18 protein-coding genes are annotated in these 19996 nt (G+C 74.1%); 9 read left to right on the forward strand and 9 right to left on the reverse strand.

All coding sequences use genetic code 11. From position 1 onward, the window contains the following. Positions 1–61: 61 nt before the first annotated feature. Entirely contained in the window at positions 62–2719 is a 2658-nt protein-coding gene (locus VGP36_20555) for an AAA family ATPase (GenBank protein HEV7657103.1), read from the forward strand. 53 nt (positions 2720–2772) lie between these two features. Here VGP36_20555 and VGP36_20560 read toward each other — a convergent pair whose 3' ends face one another. Further along, the gene (locus VGP36_20560) at positions 2773–3216 is read right to left on the reverse strand and encodes a MarR family transcriptional regulator (protein ID HEV7657104.1); all 444 of its coding nucleotides are present in this window, start codon (positions 3214–3216) and stop codon (positions 2773–2775) included. 55 nt (positions 3217–3271) lie between these two features. Between VGP36_20560 and VGP36_20565 the strand changes: the two genes are divergently transcribed. Genes VGP36_20565 through VGP36_20580 form a run of 4 tightly spaced genes read left to right on the forward strand, consistent with a single transcriptional unit; the run spans position 3272 to position 8368 of the window. Beyond that, positions 3272–4765: an FUSC family protein gene (locus VGP36_20565; protein HEV7657105.1), complete on the forward strand. Its 1494-nt coding sequence runs from the start codon at positions 3272–3274 to the stop codon at positions 4763–4765. A 21-nt stretch (positions 4766–4786) separates the two neighbouring features. Continuing rightward, positions 4787–5581 carry a UDP-galactose-lipid carrier transferase gene (locus tag VGP36_20570; protein ID HEV7657106.1) on the forward strand — a complete coding sequence of 265 codons (795 nt, stop codon included), beginning with the start codon at positions 4787–4789 and terminating at the stop codon, positions 5579–5581. Positions 5582–5625: 44 nt separating this feature from the next. Further along, positions 5626–6849 (forward strand): Rieske 2Fe-2S domain-containing protein, encoded by a 1224-nt coding sequence (locus VGP36_20575; protein HEV7657107.1) that lies wholly within the window; start codon positions 5626–5628, stop codon positions 6847–6849. Between the two features lie 46 nt (positions 6850–6895). Then, complete coding sequence (locus VGP36_20580) at positions 6896–8368, forward strand: glutamate-cysteine ligase family protein (protein HEV7657108.1); 1473 nt, start codon at positions 6896–6898, stop codon at positions 8366–8368. Positions 8369–8402: 34 nt separating this feature from the next. On the opposite strand, the gene VGP36_20585 is transcribed toward VGP36_20580, so the two are convergent. The 4 genes from VGP36_20585 to VGP36_20600 all read right to left on the reverse strand — a co-directional run bounded on the left by VGP36_20585 (position 8403) and on the right by VGP36_20600 (position 12837). After that, a complete protein-coding gene (locus tag VGP36_20585; protein ID HEV7657109.1) occupies positions 8403–8828 on the reverse strand; it encodes a hypothetical protein in 426 nt (141 codons plus the stop codon). A 91-nt stretch (positions 8829–8919) separates the two neighbouring features. Continuing rightward, positions 8920–10191, reverse strand: a complete 1272-nt coding sequence (locus VGP36_20590; protein HEV7657110.1) for a hypothetical protein — start codon at positions 10189–10191, stop codon at positions 8920–8922. Positions 10192–10316: 125 nt separating this feature from the next. Continuing rightward, positions 10317–11615, reverse strand: coding sequence for a hypothetical protein (locus VGP36_20595; protein HEV7657111.1), 1299 nt, complete (start codon positions 11613–11615; stop codon positions 10317–10319). A gap of 136 nt (positions 11616–11751) precedes the next feature. Then, a complete protein-coding gene (locus tag VGP36_20600; GenBank protein ID HEV7657112.1) occupies positions 11752–12837 on the reverse strand; it encodes an S-(hydroxymethyl)mycothiol dehydrogenase in 1086 nt (361 codons plus the stop codon). A 63-nt stretch (positions 12838–12900) separates the two neighbouring features. Here VGP36_20600 and VGP36_20605 point away from each other — a divergent pair, with 63 nt between their 5' ends. From VGP36_20605 to VGP36_20620, 4 genes are all read left to right on the forward strand, one after another. Next, positions 12901–13182: a hypothetical protein gene (locus VGP36_20605; GenBank protein ID HEV7657113.1), complete on the forward strand. Its 282-nt coding sequence runs from the start codon at positions 12901–12903 to the stop codon at positions 13180–13182. Between the two features lie 9 nt (positions 13183–13191). Further along, a complete protein-coding gene (locus VGP36_20610; protein HEV7657114.1) occupies positions 13192–14016 on the forward strand; it encodes a patatin-like phospholipase family protein in 825 nt (274 codons plus the stop codon). 165 nt (positions 14017–14181) lie between these two features. Beyond that, positions 14182–15660 carry a hypothetical protein gene (locus VGP36_20615; protein HEV7657115.1) on the forward strand — a complete coding sequence of 493 codons (1479 nt, stop codon included), beginning with the start codon at positions 14182–14184 and terminating at the stop codon, positions 15658–15660. Between the two features lie 123 nt (positions 15661–15783). Continuing rightward, positions 15784–16809 (forward strand): 1-acyl-sn-glycerol-3-phosphate acyltransferase, encoded by a 1026-nt coding sequence (locus VGP36_20620; protein ID HEV7657116.1) that lies wholly within the window; start codon positions 15784–15786, stop codon positions 16807–16809. Between the two features lie 91 nt (positions 16810–16900). On the opposite strand, the gene VGP36_20625 is transcribed toward VGP36_20620, so the two are convergent. The 4 genes from VGP36_20625 to VGP36_20640 are packed head-to-tail and all read right to left on the reverse strand — an operon-like array spanning position 16901 to position 19943. Continuing rightward, positions 16901–17800: a neutral zinc metallopeptidase gene (locus tag VGP36_20625; protein ID HEV7657117.1), complete on the reverse strand. Its 900-nt coding sequence runs from the start codon at positions 17798–17800 to the stop codon at positions 16901–16903. Next, positions 17797–18753 (reverse strand): prephenate dehydrogenase/arogenate dehydrogenase family protein, encoded by a 957-nt coding sequence (locus VGP36_20630; GenBank protein ID HEV7657118.1) that lies wholly within the window; start codon positions 18751–18753, stop codon positions 17797–17799. Before VGP36_20630 ends, VGP36_20625 begins: the two co-directional genes overlap by 4 nt. 22 nt (positions 18754–18775) lie before the next feature. Continuing rightward, on the reverse strand, positions 18776–19105 hold the full coding sequence (locus tag VGP36_20635) for a hypothetical protein (GenBank protein ID HEV7657119.1): 330 nt from the start codon (positions 19103–19105) through the stop codon (positions 18776–18778). 49 nt (positions 19106–19154) lie between these two features. After that, positions 19155–19943 carry a CPBP family intramembrane glutamic endopeptidase gene (locus VGP36_20640; GenBank protein HEV7657120.1) on the reverse strand — a complete coding sequence of 263 codons (789 nt, stop codon included), beginning with the start codon at positions 19941–19943 and terminating at the stop codon, positions 19155–19157. Positions 19944–19996: the final 53 nt, after the last annotated feature.

Below are 19996 nucleotides of genomic sequence, written 5' to 3' on the forward strand. Positions count from 1 at the left end.
TCCGCGTCCCGGGGAATCCGTACTGGCACTGAACCGGGTGCGGAACCGCGATACTCGCCCCGTGCACGCCAGCCACCCGTTCGTGGGCCGGGGCGCCGAGATGGGCCTGCTGCTGGACCGGCTGGCCGCCGCGGAGGCCGGCCGGGGCGGCGTGCTGCTCGTCTCCGGACCGGCCGGGATCGGCAAGACCCGGCTGGTCGAGGAGGCCCTGTCCCGGTCCGGGGGCGGCGCGGCCGTCGGGCGCGGACGGTGCACCGACGACCGGGGCGCGCCGCCGTTCTGGGCCTGGTCCCGGGCGCTGCGGGCGCTGGACCGGGCCGCGGCCACCGGGCTGGCGGGCACGCTCCCGGGCGGGGTCGGCGCGGTGGAGCCGTCCGCGGTGGCGGCCGAGCGGTTCCGGGCGCTGACCACGGTCACCGACGCGCTGCTGCGGTCGGCGGCGCAGCGCCCGGTCGTGCTGGTCCTGGAGGATCTGCACTGGGCCGACGCCGAGTCGCTCGCCCTGCTCCGCCGGGTCGCGGCCGACGCCGGCGACGCCGCGCTGCTGGTGCTCGGCACCCACCGGGACGGGCTCGCCGGTGAGACCGCGGCCGCGATCGCCGACACCCGCCGCAACCCCGGTACGGAGGCGCTCGCGCTGCCGCCGCTGACCGCCCGCGAGGTCGGGCAGTACCTCGGCGGTGACGGCACCGAGGCGTTCCGGCGGACCGGCGGGTTGCCGCTGCTGCTGGCGGCCGGGGACGACCTGCCGGTGGTGGCGGCCGGCATGCTGGCCGGGCTGAGCGAGGCCGACCGGGCGGTGGTGGAGGCGCTGGCGCTGCTCGGCGACGGTGCCGGCCCCGCGACGCTGGCCGAGGTGACCGGTGCCGACCCCGGCCCGGCGCTGGCCGCCGCCCGGCGGGCCGGCCTGCTCGGGGGCCACGGCCTGGTCTTCGCGCACGCCCTGCTCCAGGACGCCGTCCGGGCGACGATCCCGGCCGGGACCGCCCGCGGCCTGCACCAGCGGGCCGCCCGGGCGCTGACCGACGCGGAACCGGGCCGGGCCGCCGCGCACTGGCTCGCCGCCGGCGACCACGCCGCCGCGGCCGGCTGCTCGGCCCGGGCCGCCGAGCAGGCCGGGCAGGCGCTGGCCCTGGACGCCGCGGTCGCCCACCGATCGGACGCGGTGACCGCGCTGCGAGCGGCCGGGGCCGCACCGGCGGTGCTGGGGGCCGCGCTCGTCCGGCAGGCCACGGCCGAGTTCCTGGCCGGCCGGCTGCCGGCCAGCCTGGCCCACTGTGAGCAGGCGGCCGCGATCGGTCCGCCCGGCCTGCTGGCCGAGGCCGCGCTGGTGATCCGCGGGGTGACGTACCCGGAGGTGGCCGACGTGGTCGGGCGGCTCTGCGCGCGGGCGCTGGACACGGACCCGCCGGCCGCGACCCGGGTCCGGCTGCTGGCCCAGGCCGCCGCGATGGCGGCCGAGCGCGGCCTTCCGAAGGAGGCCGAGGAGCAGGCGATCGAGGCGCTGCGGATGGCCGAGCGGGACGGCGACCCGGCCGCGGTGCTGGACGCCGCCCGGGCCCGCGAGCTCACCCTGCTCGCCGCCGCCGACGCGCCCGAGCGGCTGCGGCTCGGCCGGCTCGCGGTCGACCGCGCGACCGAGCTGGGCCAGCCGCTGGCCGGCGCGACCGGGGCCGGCTGGATGCTGCGGGCCGGCTACGAGCTGGCCCGGCTCGACGTGGTGAGCGAGGCGTTCGGGCTGCTGGAGCGGGTGGCCGGGCGCAGCGGGCAGCCGCTGGCCCGCTGGCACCTGCTGCGGGCGCAGGCGGCCCGGGCGACGCTGGAGGGCCGGTTCGAGGCGGCCCGGGAGTTCAACCGGCAGGCGACCGAGGTGGCGGTGGCGACCGGCGACCCGACCGCGGTCGGGCTGTCGCAGGCGTACGCGTCCCACCTGACCCGGCTGCGGGGTGACCCGGGCGAGCTGCCGCCGGAGTTCTGGACGGCGCTGGCGAACTTCCCGACGATGCCGCTGATCCGGGCCAACGAGGCCAACCTGCTGCTCCTGCACGGCCGCCGGGACGAGGCCGCCGCGATCTGGGCCGAGCTGAAGTCCGGGCTGGCCGGCATGGTCGCGGACTTCCGCTGGGGCGGCGCGGTGCTGGAGTTCGCCGAACTGGCGATCGCCTTCGCCGACCGGGAGACGGCCGAGGTCCTGTACGGCCGGATCGTCGAGTACGCCGACTGCCCCGGCACGGTCGGTGTCCCCACGGTGTACTTCTCCGGCTCGCCGCTGCGGGAGCTCGGGCTGCTGGCGGCCACCGCGGGCCGGCCGGCGGAGGGGATCGCGCTGCTGCGCCGGGCGGTCGCCGCCAACCTGGCCGTCCGGGGCCGGCCGATGGCGGCGGTCGGCCGGCTCGACCTGGCCGGGCTGCTCGGCCCGACGGCCGAGGCGGAGGGCCTGGTCCGGCAGGCCGCGGACGAGTTCCGGCGGCTGGACATGCCGGGCCCGCTGGCCCGGGCCGGCCGGCTCGCGGGCGAGCTCGCGGCCGCCCGGCGGCACTCCGATCCGCTCACCGCGCGGGAGCGGGAGGTCGCCGACCTCGTCGTCCGGGCGCTGTCGAACCGGGAGATCGCCGAGTCACTGGTGCTCTCGGAGCGGACCGTGGAGAGCCACGTCCGCAGCATCCTGGGCAAGCTCGGCCTCGCCAACCGCACCGAGCTCATCGCCCGCCGGCGCTAGCCGCCGCTCCCGGGTGGGGAGGCCGGGGCGGGTGGGGAGTCGGCGCCTGCGGGTCAGGGGTCGGCGCTCGCGGGTGGGGAGTCGCCGAGGCGGGCGAGAAGGTCGCCGGCCTCGGCCAGCACCGCCCGCTCCGCCGGGCTGAGCTCCCGCGCCAGCGCCCCGGCCAACCACTCGTCCCGCTGCCGCATGTCCGCGCCCAGCGCCGCCCGCCCGGACACCGTGATCCGCAGCCGACGGGTCCGCCGGTCGGCCGGGTCGGCGTACCGCTGGACCAGGCCGTCGCGTTCCAGCTCGGCCAGCACCCGGGTCACCGACTGCGGCTGCAGCCGGTCGGCGGCGGCCAGCTCGCCCGGGGACTGCGGCCCGCGCCGGACCAGGTGCCCGAGCATGCTGATCTTGGTCAGGCTGAGCCCGGAGGTGGACCGCTCGCCCTGCAGGCGGCGGGACAGCCGCAGCACCCCGTCCCGCAGCGCGGCGGCCTCGGCGATCGGGTCCACGGCGGCACAGTACGTCCTCGAGAAACTACGTACCTGCGTACCGTATGGTACGCACATGCGTACCGTCGGGGTGGCGTTCGTTCCGCTGGCCGGGACCGTGGGCACGCTGGCCGCGCTGAACGCGGTCGGCTTCGGCGAGCCCGGCCTGCTCGTGCTGGGCGGCGCGCTCTGCCTGACCCAGGCCCGGCACGCGCACCGCCGGTCCGCGCTGCCGGCCGCGCTGGCCCGGCTGCCGCTGGTGGTGCTGGCCACGGCCGGGCTCGGCCTGGTCTTCGCCCACTCGACCGTCGCCGCGGACCTGCTCTACCTGGTCGTGTTCGCCGGTGCGCGGATGGCCTGGCGGCTCGGGCCGGCCTGGGCCACGGTCGGCCGGGCGCTGCTGCTGCCGCTGGTCGCGTTGTTCATCGCGCCGCAGGTCGAGCTGGCCCGGCGGCCGCTGGTCGGCATCATCCAGGTCGCCGTCGCCTGCGTGGTCGCCACCCTCTGGACCACCCTCGTCCCACGCCTCTGGCCCGAGAACCCGCCGTCCGTCGCCCCACTCGCCACCGCCGCCCGCCACGCCGCAAGGAGGCCCCGCGCGGTCCGGGCCGTGCACGCGGCCGGGCTCGCGCTCGACGGCCGGCTTCCGCCGGACGCGACCGAGGCCCGGCTGGCCGTGCTCGCCGTCGAGCACGCCGCCGAGCAGGGCCGCGACGTCGAGGAGCCGCTGACCGAGGCCCGCGCCGCGCTCGCCACGCTCCCGCCGTACGAGCCGGTGCAGGAGGTGCAGCCGGACAGCGCGGTCCGGGCCCAGGTCCGGACCCGGCTGTCGCTGCAGGGCACGACCGCCGTCGCGCTCGCCTTCCTGGTCGGGCAGCAGCTGTTCGGCCACCACTGGCCCTGGACGGTGATCACCGTGCTCACGGTCAGCCTGCGGGCCACGTCCCGGGGCGAGGTCGCGGTCACCGCGACCGAACGCCTGCTCGGCGCGCTCGCCGGCACGGTCGTGGCGACCGCGGTCGGCGCGGTCGCGATGCCGGCCCCGCTGCCCGGGACGGTGCTGATCCTGGCCGTGCTCGGCGCCGGGATCGCCCTGCGCCCGTACGGCTATGCCTGGTGGGCCGCCGCCATGACCGCCTCCCTCAGCCTCCTGTACGGCCTGCTCGGCGAGCCGTTCGGCCTGCACCTGCTGGGCGAGCGGCTGCTGGCGATCCTGGTCGGCGGCGCCTGCGCGGTGCTGCCGGCGGCCCTGCTGGCGCCGGTGAAGACGCGGGCCGCGGTCCGCCGCCGGGTCGGCGCGACCCTGCGGCTGCTCGGCGCCGGCCTGCGCGAGGGCCCGACCGTGCAGAACACCCGGGCCGCCGACCGGGCCCTGGACCTGCTGCGACTGCGGTCGAGGCCGCTGCGGCTGACCGCCCGGCTGCGGCCGACCGCCGAGGACCGCTGGGCCCGTACGCTGCTGGGCTGCGGACCGGCCCTGCACACCGCGCTGCTCGACCCGGCGGCCGGAACCAGGGCCCGACTCGGCGCCACGGTCCGTACGGTGGCGGCCGACGTGAAGGCACCCTGACGACCGGGGAATGGTGACCGCGTGGGCGGACGGCTGGACGACCTGGACCTGACGCTGCGACTCGGCCGGTCCGAGGAGGCGGAACGACTGGCCGCCGCCCAGACCCGGCTGGTCTGGCTGCGCCTCTCGCTCGGCGGCCAGCTCGGCACCGCGCCCCGGCTCGGCCCGCCGCTGTGCATCGTGTTCGAGGGCTGGGACGCCGCCGGCAAGGGCGGCTGCATCCGCCGGCTGGTCGCCCCGCTGGACCCGCGGCACGTCCGCGTCGCCTCCTTCGCCGCCCCCACGTACGACGAGAAGCGGCACCACTTCCTCTGGCGGTTCTGGCCGACGCTGCCGGGCTGGGGCGGCATGGCCGTGCTGGACCGGTCCTGGTACGGGCGGGTGCTGGTGGAGCGGGTCGAGGGCTTCGCCTCCGAGCACCAGTGGCGGCGGGCGTACCAGGAGATCTGCGAGTTCGAGCGGACCCTGGTCGACGACGGCACGATCCTGATCAAGTTCTGGCTGCACCTGTCCGAGGAGGAGCAGCTGCGCCGGTTCGAGCGGCGGCAGACCGACCCGCTCAAGCAGTGGAAGCTGACCGACGAGGACTGGCGCAACCGGGACAAGCGCGGGGCGTACGAGGCCGCGGTCGAGGAGATGCTGAACCGGACCGACACGCCGTACGCGCCCTGGGCGCTGGTGGAGGGCGACAACAAGCGCTGGGCCCGGGTCAAGGTGGTCGAGACCGCGATCCGCGCGATCGAGGACGGGCTGCGCTCCCGCGGTGTCGAGGTGCCGCCGCAGCCCCCGGAGCTGGATCCGAAGCTGCACGTCTGAGACCGACCGAGGCACCCGCGGCCCGGGCTGCCTAGTCTGGGTGCGTGGACGAGCAGTGGATCCCGGTCGCGCGCTCCGCCGATGTCACGACGGTGCCCCGGCCGGTCGACGTGGCCGGCCGCCCGTACGTGGCGGTCCGGCTCAGCGACGACGCCCCGGCCGGCCTGGTCGCGCCGCTCTGCCCGCACCGGCTGGTGCCGCTGGCAGCGGCCACTGTGGACGGTGGCCGGCTGCGGTGTGCCTACCACGGCTGGGAGTTCGACGCCGCCGGCGCCTGCGTGGTGCTGCCGTCGCTGGGCGAGGAGGCGAACATCCCGCCGCGGGCGCACCTGTCCGCGGCGCCGCGCTCCCGCGAGGCCGACGGCCGGCTCTGGGCCTGCGTCAGCGACCTGCCGGCCGACGGCGCCGGGCCGGACGGCCTGCGCAACACCGACCCGCGGCTGCGCCGGACCTGGCACCCGGTGGCGCTGTCCACCGAGGTCGGCCCGGACCCGTACGAGGCGACGGTCGTGGGGCAGGCCTTCTCGCTGCGCCGCGGTCCCGAGCTGGTCGCGGAACCCGCGCCGGCCGGGCTGACCGAGCGCTGGGGCATGGTCTGGCTGGCGCCGGAGCCGCCGCTGACCGAGGTCTTCGACGAGCCCGACGCGGAGGACGAGGCGTACGTCGGGGCCTGGCTGCCGCCGGCCCGGACGACCGTGAACGCCGGCTTCGTCGCGGACAACTTCCTCGACGTGGCGCACTTCCCGTTCGTCCACATCGGAACGTTCGGCGCCGACTCCGACCGGGTGGTCGAGCCGGCCGAGGTCGTCACCGAGCCGGCCGGCTTCCGCAGCGTGCAGGAGCAGTGGTTCGACAACCCGGAGGACCCGGGGGTGGTGGCCGGGATCCGGCCGCTGCGCCAGCGCCGCCGGGCCACGTACGTCTACCGGGCCCCGTTCCAGCTGCTGCTGCGGCTGGAGGAGCTCGACGCCGGGTCGGTGAAGACGATCCTGTTCCTGATCCTGCCGGAGGCCGACGACAGCACCCGCATCTACACCAAGATGCTGCTGCACAACATCGGCGGCGAGCTGCGGCCGGGACCGGAGGCGGTCGATCGCGAGGTCGCCTTCGAGGAGGCGGTGCTGGCCGAGGACCTGGCCCTGCAGGCGGTCGTCACGGTCGGCGGCCTGCCGCTGGACCTGCGCACCGAGCTCCACGTCCGCGCCGACCGCCTCGGCGTGGCCCTCCGCCGCGAACTGACCCGCTTCCTCACGACCGCCGCGGGGTAGGCAGCGGGGTGGGACACTCGCCGCAGCGACCCGTACGGGAGGCCTGATGGGCAGGGACGTCGCCGCGACGCAGTTCAGTCGCGAGGACCGGACGCGCTACCGGCAGAAGGTCCGGCGCTGTCTGGACACCTTCGAGCGGATGCTGGCGCAGTCCCAGTTCGACTTCGAGAAGCCGCTGACCGGCGTCGAGATCGAGCTCAACCTGGTCGACGAGAACGGCGACCCGGCGCTGCGCAACGCCGAGGTGCTCGACGCGGTCAGCCACGCCGACTTCCAGACCGAGCTCGGCCAGTTCAACATCGAGATCAACGTCCAGCCGCGGTCGCTGGCCGGCGACTCGGTCACCGAGCTCGAGCAGAGCATCCGGGACACCCTCAACCACGCCGAGGACAAGGCCAACCCGACCGGCAGCCGGATGGTGATGGTCGGCATCCTGCCCACCCTCACCGAGCAGCAGCTGCAGGAGAGCAGCCTGTCGGCCAACCCGCGGTACGCGTTGCTCAACGAGCAGATCTTCGCCGCCCGCGGTGAGGACCTGGAGATCACCATCGACGGCGTGCAGCGGCTGTCCACCACCGCGGACACGATCGCGCCCGAGGCCGCCTGCACCAGCGTCCAGTTCCACCTGCAGGTGAGCCCGGCCAACTTCCCGCGCTACTGGAACGCGGCCCAGGCCATCGCCGGCGTCCAGGTCGCGCTCGGCGCGAACTCGCCGTTCTTCCTGGGCAAGGAGCTCTGGCGGGAGACCCGCATCCCGCTGTTCGAGCAGGCCACCGACACCCGCAGCGCCGAGCTGGAAGCCCAGGGCGTCCGCCCCCGGGTCTGGTTCGGCGAGCGCTGGATCAACTCGATCTTCGACCTGTTCGAGGAGAACGTGCGCTACTTCCCGGCGCTGCTCCCGCTGGTCGAGGACGAGGACCCGGCGGCGGTGCTGGAGCGCGGCGACGTGCCGAAGCTGTCCGAGCTGATGCTGCACAACGGCACGATCTACCGCTGGAACCGCCCCGTGTACGACGTGGTCCGGGGCAAGCCGCACCTGCGGGTGGAGAACCGGGTGCTGCCGGCCGGCCCGACCGTGGCCGACATCCTGGCCAACGGCGCCTTCTACTACGGCGTCGTCCGGGCGCTGGCCGACGACGACCGTCCACTGTGGAGCCGGATGTCGTTCGCCGCGGCCGAGGAGAACTTCCACACCTGCGCCCGGTACGGCCTGGACGCGCAGGTCTACTGGCCCGGCGCCGGCCAGGTGCCGGTGACCGAGCTGGTGCTGCGCCGGCTGCTGCCGATGGCGGCGGAGGGCCTGGACCGGTGGGAGGTCGACCCGGCCGTCCGGGACCGGCTGCTGGGCATCATCGAGCAGCGCTGCCTGACCGGCCGGAACGGCGCGTCCTGGCAGGCCGCCACCTTCCACCGGTTGTACGACGAGACCAGCCTGGACCGGCAGGACGTGCTGCGCCGGATGACCCAGGAGTACATCGACAACATGCACTCCAACCAGCCCGTCCACACCTGGAAGTAGCGGGCCGGTCCCCGCGGGGACCGGCCCGCGGGCCTCACTTCCTACGGTTGGCGATCGCGTCGGCGACGAAGCCGATCCCGATGCCGAGCATCCAGACGTCCTTGGCGATCGCGAGCCCCTGCGGGCTCGGCGCCAGGCTGCCGTCCTTGCGCATGCCCGGCGTCTTCAGGTACATCCCGATCAGGCCGCCGGCGAACGCGGTCAGCGCGGCCCCGGCCAGCGCGGTCGGCACCACCGGCGCGAGCAGCGCGGCGCCGAGGGTGATCTCGCCGGCCGACAGCAGCTTCGCGAACTGCGCCGGCTCCAGCTTGCCCAGGAACGGGTACGTCCCGCTCGCCATGCCGTGCAGATTCTTGGCGTGCTCGGCGTCCACGTTCCGTTTGCCGAGGCCGGAGTTCAGGATGAACGCGCCGGTGGCGACGCGGGGCGCGATGTCGGCGATCTTGAGCGGCAGACCCACAGTGCATATCCCTCTCGGACGTAGCGAGATAGTTGCCTTGTCAACTATCTCGCTCGACCCGATGGTATGCCCAGAGCCTGCCGGTCGAACCCTACGGCAGCAGCGCGACCCGCTCCCGCGCCTCGTGCCCGATGTGATTCGTGTCGCTGGCGACCCAGAGCCCGCGCGCGGTGACCAGCAGGTCCCTGCCGCCCACGCCGCGGTCCTTGGTCGGGTTCCACGTGGGCAGGGCCAGGCCCGAGGTCGGGTCGATCGCGCCGATGCCGGGCCGATCGAGCGCACCCGGGCCGGCCGAGTCGCGGCCCTGCGGGTTGTTCAGCCAGCGTTGGTGGCCCTGCACGTACACGGCCTGGTCGGAGACGGCGACGGAGTGCAGGGTGTCGCCGCCGGTGTAGTTGATCCAGGTCGGCCGGACCGGGGCCAGCGTCGCGGTCTCGAACCGGGCCGCCGCGTCACAGAGCGCGATGCCGATCTGGCCGTTGTTCGGCACGAAGCCGGTGGAGACCGTCACGAAGTACGAGCCGTCGGGGGAGAAGTCGACGTCGCGCATGTAGTCCGGGATCGAGGCGGCCGCGCACATCTGCGCCGACGGCGGGTAGTTCCAGGTGCTCACCGAGGCCGCTGTCGCGTCCAGGTTCAGCATGAACACGCGCGAGTGGGCGGCGCCGCCGACCGTGGTGAAGTTGCCGACCCCGACGAGCCGGGTGCCGCCCGGGTTGACCGCGAACCGGTAGACCTCGACCGCGCCGGCGTTGGCGGCCACGCTGCCCGCGATCGGGACGTTGATGTAGCCGGTGTCCGCCCCGGTGGCGGGGTTCAGCGCCAGGATCCGCTTGGTGAAGATGCCGGAGACGATCAGCCGGCCGTTGACCAGCGCGGCCTCGCTGACGTTGTTGTTCAGGTTGGCGTTGAAGGTCGGGTCGACCGCGCCGGTGGTGGCGTCGATCTTGACCAGCGCGCGCCGGGCCACGCCGTTGACGGTGCTGAAGTTGCCGCCGACGATCAGCGAGGCGCCGCTGGCGACGATCGCCCAGACGTCACCGTTGAAGACCGGCGCGAACGTGGTCGAGATGTTCCCGTTGGCCGCGTTGAACGCGACGATCTTGTTCCGGGTGACCGTCCCCTGCGGGGTGGTGCCCGCCGCCGCGGTGACCGTGCTGAACGAGCCGCCCGCGTAGAGCGTGCCGTTCACCTCGGCCAGCTTGAAGACCGCGCCCTGGTTGATGTTCGGCGTGTAGTTGACCGGGTTGGTCGACACGACCCGGCCGATGGCCGGCATGGCCGTCGCCGTCCCGCTGCCGACCACGGCCAGGCTCACCGCGACCGTCCCGATCGCGAACCCGCGCAGCATCGTTGCCCGCATGTGCATGACCATCCCCCAGAACGCTTTTCTCGTGCGGCAGTCCCCCGACGGACTCCTGCGGGCAGCGTACGACGAGGTCAGGCTCGGTCTTCAGGACTTTCCCGAACTGTTGCCCGATGAGGGTGTTACGGCAGGAGCGCGATCCGGCCGTGGACCTCGCCGCCGATGTGCGTGGTGTCACTGGACACCCACAGACCGTGACCGGTGACCAGCAGGTCCTTGCCGCCCACGCCGCGGTCCTTGGTCGGGTTCCAGGTCGACAGGGCCAGGCCGGTGGACGGGCTCAGGGCGCCGATGCCGGGCCGCTCGACCGCACCCGGGCCGGCCGAGTCGCGGCCCTGCGGGTTGTTCAGCCAGCGCTGGTGCCCCTGGACGTACACGGCCTGGTCGGTGACGGCGACGGAGTGCAGGGTGTCGCCGCCGGTGTAGTTGATCCAGGTCGGCCTGGACGGCGCGAGGTTGGTGGTCTCGAACCGGGCCGCCGCGTCGCAGAGCGCCAGGCCGGTCTGCCCCGGGTTCGCCACGAAGCCGGTGGAGACGGTCACGAAGTACGCGCTGTCCGGGGAGAAGTCCACGTCCCGCATGTAGTCCGGCAGGCCGGCGTCGGCGCACATCTGCGCGGTCGGCGCGTAGTGCCAGGTGCTCACCGTCGCGTTGGCGGCCAGGTTGAGCATCACCACCCGCGCGTGCCGCAGGCCGTTGACCCCGACGAAGTTGCCGACGGCCACCAGCCGGTTGCCGGCCGGGCTGACCGCGAACCGGTAGACCTGGGACGCTCCCGCGTTCGGCGCGACGGTGCCGCTGAACGCCACGTTGATGTACCCGGTGTCCCCGCCGCTGGCGAGGCTCAGCCCCATCATCTTCTTGGCCGAGGTGCCGGCGATGAGCAGGCGCCCGGCGGCGATCACGGCGTCGGTGACGTTGCCGGTGAGCCGGGCGTCGAAGCGGGTGTCGACCGCGCCGGTGATCCGGTCGAGCTTGACCAGGCCGCGGCGGGCGATGCCGTTCACGGTGCTGAACGTGCCGCCCGCGTACAGCGAGTTGCCGCTGATGGCGATGGCCCAGACCTCGCCGTTGAAGACCGGCGCGAAGGTGCCGGAGACCAGGCCGTTGCCGGTGCTGAACGCGACCATGCGCAGGCGCTTGACGGTGCCGGCCGTGGTCCCCGGCGGCGGGGGTGTGCCCGGAGGAATGGTGACCGAGGTGAACGAGCCGCCCGCGTAGAGGACGCCGCCGGTCTCGGCGGTCTTGAACACCGCGCCGTCGTTGATGTTCGGCGTGAAGTCGGCCGGGTTGGTCGAGACGACGTGACCGATCGCGGGCGACGCGTCGGACCTCGTGGTGACGGCCACGACGCCCGTCGTGAGCCCGATCGCGACCGTGCCGGCCACGATTCCGCGCAGCACCGATGCGCGCTTGTGCATGAGTCCCCCAGAAGACGGGTGTATTACCCCTGTCCCCCGGCAGGCGCTTCCGGGAAGCATAGGACCCTGCCGTGCGTATCCGTACCTCCCCCCGGCATTTGTCCGTATGGGTTCGGTCCGTTACGTCGCGTAGTCGTCAGAAGAGGACGACCGACCGCAGCACGTCGCCACGGTGCATCGCGGCGAACGCGTCCTCCACCTCGTCGATCGTGATGGTCGCCGACACGAACCGGTCCAGGTCGAGCTTCCCCTGCTGGTAGAGGTCGATGAGCATCGGGAAGTCGCGCGAGGGCAGGCAGTCGCCGTACCAGGACGACTTGAGGGCGCCGCCGTGGCTGAAGAAGTCCAGCAGCGGCATCTCCAGCCGCATGTCCGGCGTCGGTACGCCGACCAGCACCACGGTGCCGGCCAGGTCCCGGGCATGGAAGGCCTGCTGGTACGTCTCCGGCCGCCCGACCGCGTCGATCACCACGTCCGCGCCGAAGCCTCCGGTGGCCGCGCGGATCGCCTCGACCGGGTCCTCCTCGCGGGAGTTGACCGCGTGCGTCGCGCCGAGATGGCGGGCCGTCCCGAGCTTGCGGGCGTCCACGTCGACGGCGACGATCGTGCTCGCGCCGGCCAGCACGGCCCCGGCGATCGCCGCCGCGCCGACGCCGCCGCAGCCGATCACCGCGACCGTGTCGCCGCGGGTGATCCCGCCGGTGTTGATCGCGGCGCCGATGCCCGCCATCACGCCGCAGCCGAGCAGGCCGGCCACCCGGGCCGGTGCCTCCGGGTCGACCTTGGTGCACTGACCGGCCGCGACCAGCGTCTTCTCCGCCAGCGAGCCGATGCCGAGCGCCGGGCTGAGCACGGTGCCGTCGGTCAGCCTCATCTTCTGGGTGGCGTTGTGGGTGTTGAAGCAATACCACGGGCGGCCGCGGGCGCAGGCCCGGCAGACGCCGCAGACCGCGCGCCAGTTGAGGATCACGTAGTCCCCCACGGCGAGGCCGGTGACGCCCTCGCCGATCGCGGAGACCGTCCCGGCCGACTCGTGGCCGAGCAGGAACGGGTAGTCGTCGGAGATCCCGCCCTCGCGATAGTGCAGGTCGGTGTGGCAGACACCGCAGGCCAGCACGTCGACGACGGCCTCGCCCGGGCCGGGATCCGGAACCAGCACGGTCTCCACCGTCACCGGCTCGCCCTTGCCCCGGGACACCACGCCCCGCACCTCTGTCGCCACGGCCGCCTCCTCGCAACGTCGTCCACTGGTGACCTTAGGGGTGCGGCTGGGTAGGCCGCTGCCATGAGCAACTTGAACAACCCGCACGAGCTCGAGCAGCAGGCCGACGAGATCACGATCCCGGAGGGGGCCGACACCGGCGGGGTGGACCGCCCGTCGCACGGCGAGATCGACCCGGCCGTCCGCGGCTCGGAGACGGCGGCCGAGCCGCTGCCGGAGGACGACGCCGAGCAGCTGGAGTCCGCCCTGCGCGAGGGCGCCGGGTTCCTGCGCATCGCCGACGAGCAGTCGGTGGCCCGGGCCCAGCAACCGACCGAGGAGGGTCCCGGCACCTCGCTGAACTAGGTTCGGGCCGTGGTCGGGAAGGTCGCGTTCGTGCTCGGCGGCGGCGGGCTGCTGGGCGCGCACGAGGTCGGCATGCTGCGCGCGCTGCTGGAGGCCGGCATCGTGCCGGACCTGGTCGTCGGCACGTCCGTCGGCGCGATCAACGGCGTCGTGGTGGCCGAGGACCCGTCCGCCGCCGCGGCCCGGCGGCTGGCCGACCTCTGGCTCGACCTCGACTCCAGCGACCTGTTCGGCGGCTCGGTGTTCGGCCGGCTGTCCACCCTGGCCCGGACCCGGACGTCCCTGCACACCGACCGGCCGCTGCGGGACGCGCTCACCTCGCACCTGACCGCCCGGACGTTCGAGGAGCTGAGCGTCCCGTTCCAGTGCGTGGCGGCGAACGTGGAGCGGGCGGCCGAGCACTGGTTCCACCGCGGGCCGCTGATCGACGCGGTGATCGCGTCCTGCGCGGTGCCCGGGCTGCTCCCGCCGGCGGAGGTGGACGGGCAGACGTACCTGGACGGCGGGCTGGTGCACAGCATCCCGGTCGGCCGGGCCGTGGCCCTCGGCGCCACCACCCTGTACGTGCTGCAGGTCGGCCGGATCGAGCAGCCGCTCACGGCCCCGCAGCGTCCCTGGGAGGTCGGCCTGGTCGCCTTCGAGGTCGCCCGCCGGCACCGGTTCGCATCCGACATGGCCGCGCTGCCGACCGGGGTGAGCGTGCACGTGCTGCCGACCGGGGCGCCGGAGAAGACGCCCGACCTGCGCAGCCAGCTGCGCTACCGGGACCGGTCCGCGATCGGCCGCCGGATCGACAGCGCGTACGCGGCGACCCGCTCCTACCTGTCCGGCTGACTTCCCCCCAAATTTAGGCATGGGTGCTGCACTGTCTGATTCCTAGGCTACTTCTGGGGTGGTTACCTACCCTCTGGGGTATTTGCACGGACAACCGGATGACCGGCCGCCAGTCGGGTCCGAACCCGCGCGGAACTCCAGCCCGACGCCCACGGGAGCTCTGCCATGGAATTCCGTCCCCCCGATGTCAGCCGCCGCACCCTGCTCAAGGCGGGCGCGGCGCTGGCCCTCTTCGACGGCCTCACCTGGATCCCGGCCCGCCCGGCCCTGGCCGCCACGACCCTGCCCGACGTCCAGTTCGACATCGGTGCCTTCATCGCGCCGGCCACCTCGGTCGACGGCGTGCAGGTCCAGTTCGGGCCGGTGCACACGCACTTCCTGACCGCGAACCTCAAGCGGGTGCCGACCGCGGCCGACCAGGCCGCCTTCGCGAACGCGCTCGACACCATCGAGAGCGCGTACGAGTTCAGCCCGGCCGGCGTCTTCGTCTTCGTCAGCTACGGCCTGAGCTACTTCAGCCGGCTGCCCGGCGGCCTCAACGGCGGCTCGGTGTCGGCCAACCACATCCCGCGGCTGATCTTCGACAGCAACCGGTTCGCGCTGGAGGAGGCGAAGGCGGCGCCGACCGACGCGGGCCAGCCCGGGATCGTGAAGCGGAAGTTCGACATCGCCCCGCAGATCGGCGGCACCGACGTGCTGTTCACGATCCGCAGCGACGACCCGGTCATCGTGCAGGCCGTGTCCCAGTTCCTGCGCTCGACCCTGAGCACGCTGAACGGCCAGCCGGTCACGCCGCCGAAGCTGCCCCTGACCTGGACGACCATCCGGGCAATGGTCTCGCAGCGCGGCTACCCCCGGACGCTGGCCGCGCGGGAAGCGCTCTACTACGCCGACCGCATCAACGACGACTCCCCGATGTGGATGGGGTTCGCCGACCAGCACACCGCCGGCAGCGGGCCGGCGGCGGCGGTCACCTTCGCCGGCAACGCGTCGTCCCGGCTGTCCAATGCGCGGGCCGGGGACTACTTCGACAACGGCTCGATCCAGCACCTCTCGCATCTCATCCTCGACCTGGAGGCGTTCTACGCGCGGGTGGGCGAGGCCGGGGCGGCCGAGGACGAGACGTACCTGGAGCGGGTGCAGTACATGTTCCGGTCCGACCCGCCGCCCTCCTTCGGCGGTGGCGGGGACCCGTTCGAGAACGGCGGCGGGCCGGCGTACCTGCCCAACACGTTCCAGGGGATCGGGGACGCGGCGCTGGCCGCGCAGGGTGTGAACACCCCGGGCAACGTGCACCGGATCGGGCACGTCTCGGCGCTGCAGCAGTCGTCCCGGGCCGCGGACGGGACCCCGCTGCACATCCGGATGGACGGCATCGGCTACGACACGATGGACGTGCCGGACATCATCGTGCGGCCGGGCAAGAGCGGGAACGTGCCGAAACTGCAGTTCACCGCGTTCGTGCCGACGGCCGACTTCTTCGACCAGATGCGGCGCAGCCAGGCGGCGCTGAACCTGCAGACCCAGTTCGTGGTCGACCCGCTGGACAACGGGCTGGAGCGGTTCCTCACCGCGACCCGGCGGCAGAACTTCCTCGTGCCGCCGCGCCGGCACCGCGCCTTCCCCCTCGTCGAGCTCGCCTAGACCGGCCGGTCCCGGTCCCGGGGTGCGCCCGGCGGGACCGGGTCCGGGCCGGCGGCAGTCGTCTCGGGTGCCCGGGCGGCGTGCGGTGCCGGGGGCGCGGGATGATCAGGGGGTGACCGCCTCGTGAGCCGGCCGCTCCCGCCGCCGCTGGTCCGGCGCGTCCTCACCGTCCCGCTCGCCCTCGCCGCGCTGCCGGTGCTGGTCGCGACGCTGCCGATCTGGGTGCTGACCGGCGCGGTGACCTCGCCGTTCCTGCCGGGGAAGTGGCGCGGCCTGCGGCTGCTCTGGTTCGGCATCGTCTGGTTCGCCTGCGAGTGGGCTGCACTCGGGGCGCTCGGCTGGATGTGGCTGCGGTCCGGCTTCGGCCGGAAGCTCGCCGAGGAGCGCTGGCAGCAGGCCCACTACCGGCTGCTCGGCTGGATCCTGGACCGGATCTACCGCACCGCGCGCTGGACGTTCCGGCTGCGGGTGGTCGGCTCGGGCGACGGGCGGCCGATCCGCCGCGACCGGCCCCAGCTCGTGCTCTGCCGGCACGCGGGCCCGGGGGACTCGGTGCTGCTGGTCCGGGAGCTCGTCACGCTGGCCCACCTGCGGCCCCGGATCGTGCTCAAGGACGCGCTGCAGCTGGACCCGACCGTGGACCTGCTGCTCAACCGGCTCCCGAACCGCTTCATCACCCCGCACCCGGACGTCGCCGACGACGTCACCGCGGCGATCGCGACGCTCGCGGCCGACGCCGGCCCGGGCGACGCGGTGGTGATCTTCCCGGAGGGTGGCAACTTCTCCGAGCGGCGCCGGTCCCGCGCGATCGAGCGGCTGCGCGGCATGGGGCACGCGGACGAGGCGGCCAAGGCCGAGCGGATGCACAACCTGATGGCGCCCAGGCCCGGCGGGACGCTGGCCGCGATGGCGGCCGCCCCGGAGGCGGACGTGCTGCTGGTCGCGCACGAGGGGCTGGAGGACCTGTCCTCGGTCGCCGACCTCTGGCGCGGGCTGCCGATGGACGACGTCGTCGAGGTCAAGTGGTGGCACGTCCAGTCGGACGACCTACCGCGCGCCGAGCCCGTCGACACCCAGGTCGACTGGCTCTTCGACTGGTGGAGCCGCCTCGACACCTGGATCACCGACCAACGCCCCACCCCCGGCTGAGGGTCAGGCCGGGATCGGCAGCCGATCGACCTCGGCGTGCTCGATGTCCGGCGGGTCCGCGGTTCCCGCCGCGGCCGAGGTGGGTGCAGGGTCAGACGTTGCCGGTGAAGGTGTCGCAGTTGTTGGGGTTGCCGGTCTGGTTGCCGGTGGTGAACCACTTCTGCCGCTGGGCGGACGTGCCGTGGGTGAAGGACTCGGGCGTGACCCGGCCCTGCGCCTTGGACTGGATCCGGTCGTCGCCGACCGAGGCCGCCGCGTCCAGGGCGGTGTTGATGTCGTTCTGCGTGATCGAGGCGAACAGCGGCTCCCCGTTCGCGCCGGTGGTGTCGGTGGCGTTCTTGGCCCAGACCCCGGCGTAGCAGTCGGCCTGCAGCTCGAGCCGGACGGACCCGCTCTCCGGCCCGGTCCCGCCGCTGACCCGGTCGGACGTGCCGAGCAGGTTCTGGATGTGGTGCCCGTACTCGTGGGCGACCACGTAGCCCTGCGCGAACGACCCGCCCTTGGCCCCGAACCGGGTCGTCAGCTCGTCGAAGAAGCCGAGGTCGAAGTACGCCTTCCCGTCCGCCGGGCAGTAGAACGGCCCGACGTCGGTGGTCGCGTTTCCGCAGCCGGTCGAGACCTGGCCGGAGAAGATGATCGTCTCGGCCGGCGTGTACTTCGACCCCATCGCCTTCGACCAGTACGCCTGCACGCTGTTCGTGTACGCCACGATCCGGCAGTCGTCCCGCGCGTTCGCGTCCGCGCCGGTCCTGCAGACGCTGGACAGGTCCTGCTGTGAGACCGCCCCGGTCTGCCCCGGCTGGAACGGGCTCTGGATCCCGTTGCTGCTGGTGCTGGACGGGTCACCGCCGCCGAGCACCTGCACCAGGATGTAGATGATCACGCCGACGACCCCGAGGCCGCCGCCGCCGATCGCCAGCCCGCCGCCGCCGAGCCCGCGGCGGTCGCCGACCTGGGAGGTGTCGAGACTCGCGTTGTCGTTGAACGTCACGGGCGGAACCTTCCCGTACGGGGACCCGGCGACACGTCCGGTCGCGTTCCGTGCACCTCACGGTCGGTGACCGACTCCACGGTCCCCCCGGCGGCGCCGAGCGCGAGCAGGTCGGCGCGCAGGGTCTGAGCAGCGCGGTCGAGGGCGACCGGAGCGGCCGGGGCGTCCTCGGCCCAGGCCTGGCGGGCGGCGTACCCGGCGACGGCGAGTGGGAGCACGGTGTCCCCTTTCCGCATCGCGTCGCGGGCAGCGGTGAGTCCGGCCAGCGTCTCCTCCAGGACGCCGGCCAGCGCCTCCCGGTTGCCGTCGCAGAGCGCGGCGACGAACTCGGGCCGGCTGCCGGCGACCCGGGTCCCGTCCCGGAACGAGCCCGCCCCCAGCGCCAGAGCGAGCGGACCACCGACCCCGCCGGCCACCGCCAGCGCGGACGCGAGCAGGTGCGGCAGCCCGCTGATCCGGGCCTGGGCCTCGTCGTGCGCGGCCGCGGTCGTCGGCACCACCCGGCAGCCGGCCGCGGTCACCAGCCCGGCGACGGTCAGCCAGCGCTCCAGGTCGGTGTCGTCCTCCAGGCAGAGCACCCAGACGGCGTCGTCCAGCAGCGCCGGGTCGGCGGCGCCGAAGCCGGACTGTTCGACGCCGGTCATCGGGTGCCCGCCGACGTACCGGTCGGCGACGCCGGCGGCGCGGGCGGCGGCCAGCACCGGCGCCTTGACCGACCCCACGTCGGTCACGATCGCGCCGCCCGCCGCGGCCAGCGCCGCCGGCAGCACGTCCATCGGTACGGCCAGGATCACGACCTCGTCGTCCCGCTCGGCCGCGACGGCCAGCCCCGCGCCGGTGGCGAGCTCCCGGGTGCCGGGATCGGTGTCCCAGACCCGGACGTCGTGTCGCGACGCCAGCCGCCGTGCCACCGATCCGCCGATCAGTCCCAGACCCACCACGCCGACGCGCACCGGACCATCGTGCCGTACGGGGTCAGCCGGTGGCCGAGTCCGGCCCGGCCAGGATGTCCAGCCCGCTCGAAGGCGGACCCCAGATCTCCCGCAGGTCGGCCTCGGTGGGAGGAGGCGGCGGCGCCGCCGGCGGTCGGAGGACCGGCGGCCGCAGCCCGACGCGGAGCGCCTCGATCAGGGTGGGTACCTCGGCGGCCGCGATCCGTACGGTGCCGGTGCAGCGGGGACCGTCCCACAACGACAGCACGACGAGCCCGTCGTCGTTGTGCCAGCTCACCCGCAGCGCCCGGCCGGCCCCCCGGACGTCCTGGACGACACCGCCAAGCCTCGGGATCGGTCGCACCTCACCCATGAAGGGACTATGCGCTGAATGTCCATGTGTGTAAACAGCGCCCGCTGTGTCAGCGCCGAGCGATGGCGTCCCGGCGGAGGTGGACCAGGACCACGGTCGCGGCGACCCACCAGCCGGCCGCGGTGAGCAGCCCGAGCCGGGTCAGGTCGGCCCCCTCGAAGAGCGGGCTGGCGTAGCCACCGCCGACCGCGTTGTTGGTCGCATGCAGCAGCATCGCGATGAACACGCTGTCCCGGGCGCTGTGGAACACGCCCGCGGTGACGACGCTGGCGGCGACGATCGTCAGCACGTCGGTCCAGAGGATCTGCCCGGCCAGGAACAGCGGCAGGTGCCAGCCGACCCAGAACACCCCGAGCAGCAGCGGCGCGGCGAGGCGGCCGACGCGGCGCTCGATCCGGCCCAGCGCGTACCCGCGGAAGCCCGGCTCCTCCCACGCACCACCCACCCCCGGTACGAGCAGGACCAGCACCAGGGTGACCGGGATGGCGGTCCAGGTCGCCAGGTCCGCGGCCGAGGCGCCGAGCGCGAGGTTGAGGACGATCGCCGTGCCGCTGATGAGCACCGGCAGCCCGATCGCGAGGGCGTACGAGCGGGCCGGCACCCGCCAGCGCACCATCGCCCGCAGCAGCCGCCCGATCCCGGCCCGGCCCTCGGTGACCCCGAGCACGATGACCGCGGCCAGGAACGGCCCGAAGCCGGCCACCGGGACCGGCGAGGCGCCGAAGGCGTAGAGCACCCCGGGCCACCAGGACAGCAGGCAGGCTAGGACGAAGAAGCTCAGCAGCGGGGCCCGCCGGATCACTCCGGTCCGGAGTGGACGGTCGAGGGCGAGGGACATGGCGGGTCTCCTGACACCGGCGGATGAACGACGTCACCGTCGCCCTCGCCGCC

The sequence above is a fragment of the Mycobacteriales bacterium genome, assembly GCA_035995165.1.
GTDB lineage: Bacteria > Actinomycetota > Actinomycetes > Mycobacteriales > CADCTP01 > CADCTP01.

Excerpts from the sequence above, each read along its gene's own strand:
- VGP36_20605 (HEV7657113.1), top strand. The coding sequence starts at position 12,901 with ATGAGCAACTTGAACAACCCGCACGAGCTCGAGCAGCAGGCCGACGAG.
- VGP36_20565 (HEV7657105.1), top strand. The coding sequence starts at position 3,272 with ATGCGTACCGTCGGGGTGGCGTTCGTTCCGCTGGCCGGGACCGTGGGC.
- VGP36_20590 (HEV7657110.1), bottom strand. The coding sequence starts at position 10,191 with ATGCGGGCAACGATGCTGCGCGGGTTCGCGATCGGGACGGTCGCGGTG.
- VGP36_20640 (HEV7657120.1), bottom strand. The coding sequence starts at position 19,943 with ATGTCCCTCGCCCTCGACCGTCCACTCCGGACCGGAGTGATCCGGCGG.
- VGP36_20635 (HEV7657119.1), bottom strand. The coding sequence starts at position 19,105 with ATGGGTGAGGTGCGACCGATCCCGAGGCTTGGCGGTGTCGTCCAGGAC.
- VGP36_20615 (HEV7657115.1), top strand. The coding sequence starts at position 14,182 with ATGGAATTCCGTCCCCCCGATGTCAGCCGCCGCACCCTGCTCAAGGCG.
- VGP36_20595 (HEV7657111.1), bottom strand. The coding sequence starts at position 11,615 with ATGCACAAGCGCGCATCGGTGCTGCGCGGAATCGTGGCCGGCACGGTC.
- VGP36_20580 (HEV7657108.1), top strand. The coding sequence starts at position 6,896 with ATGGGCAGGGACGTCGCCGCGACGCAGTTCAGTCGCGAGGACCGGACG.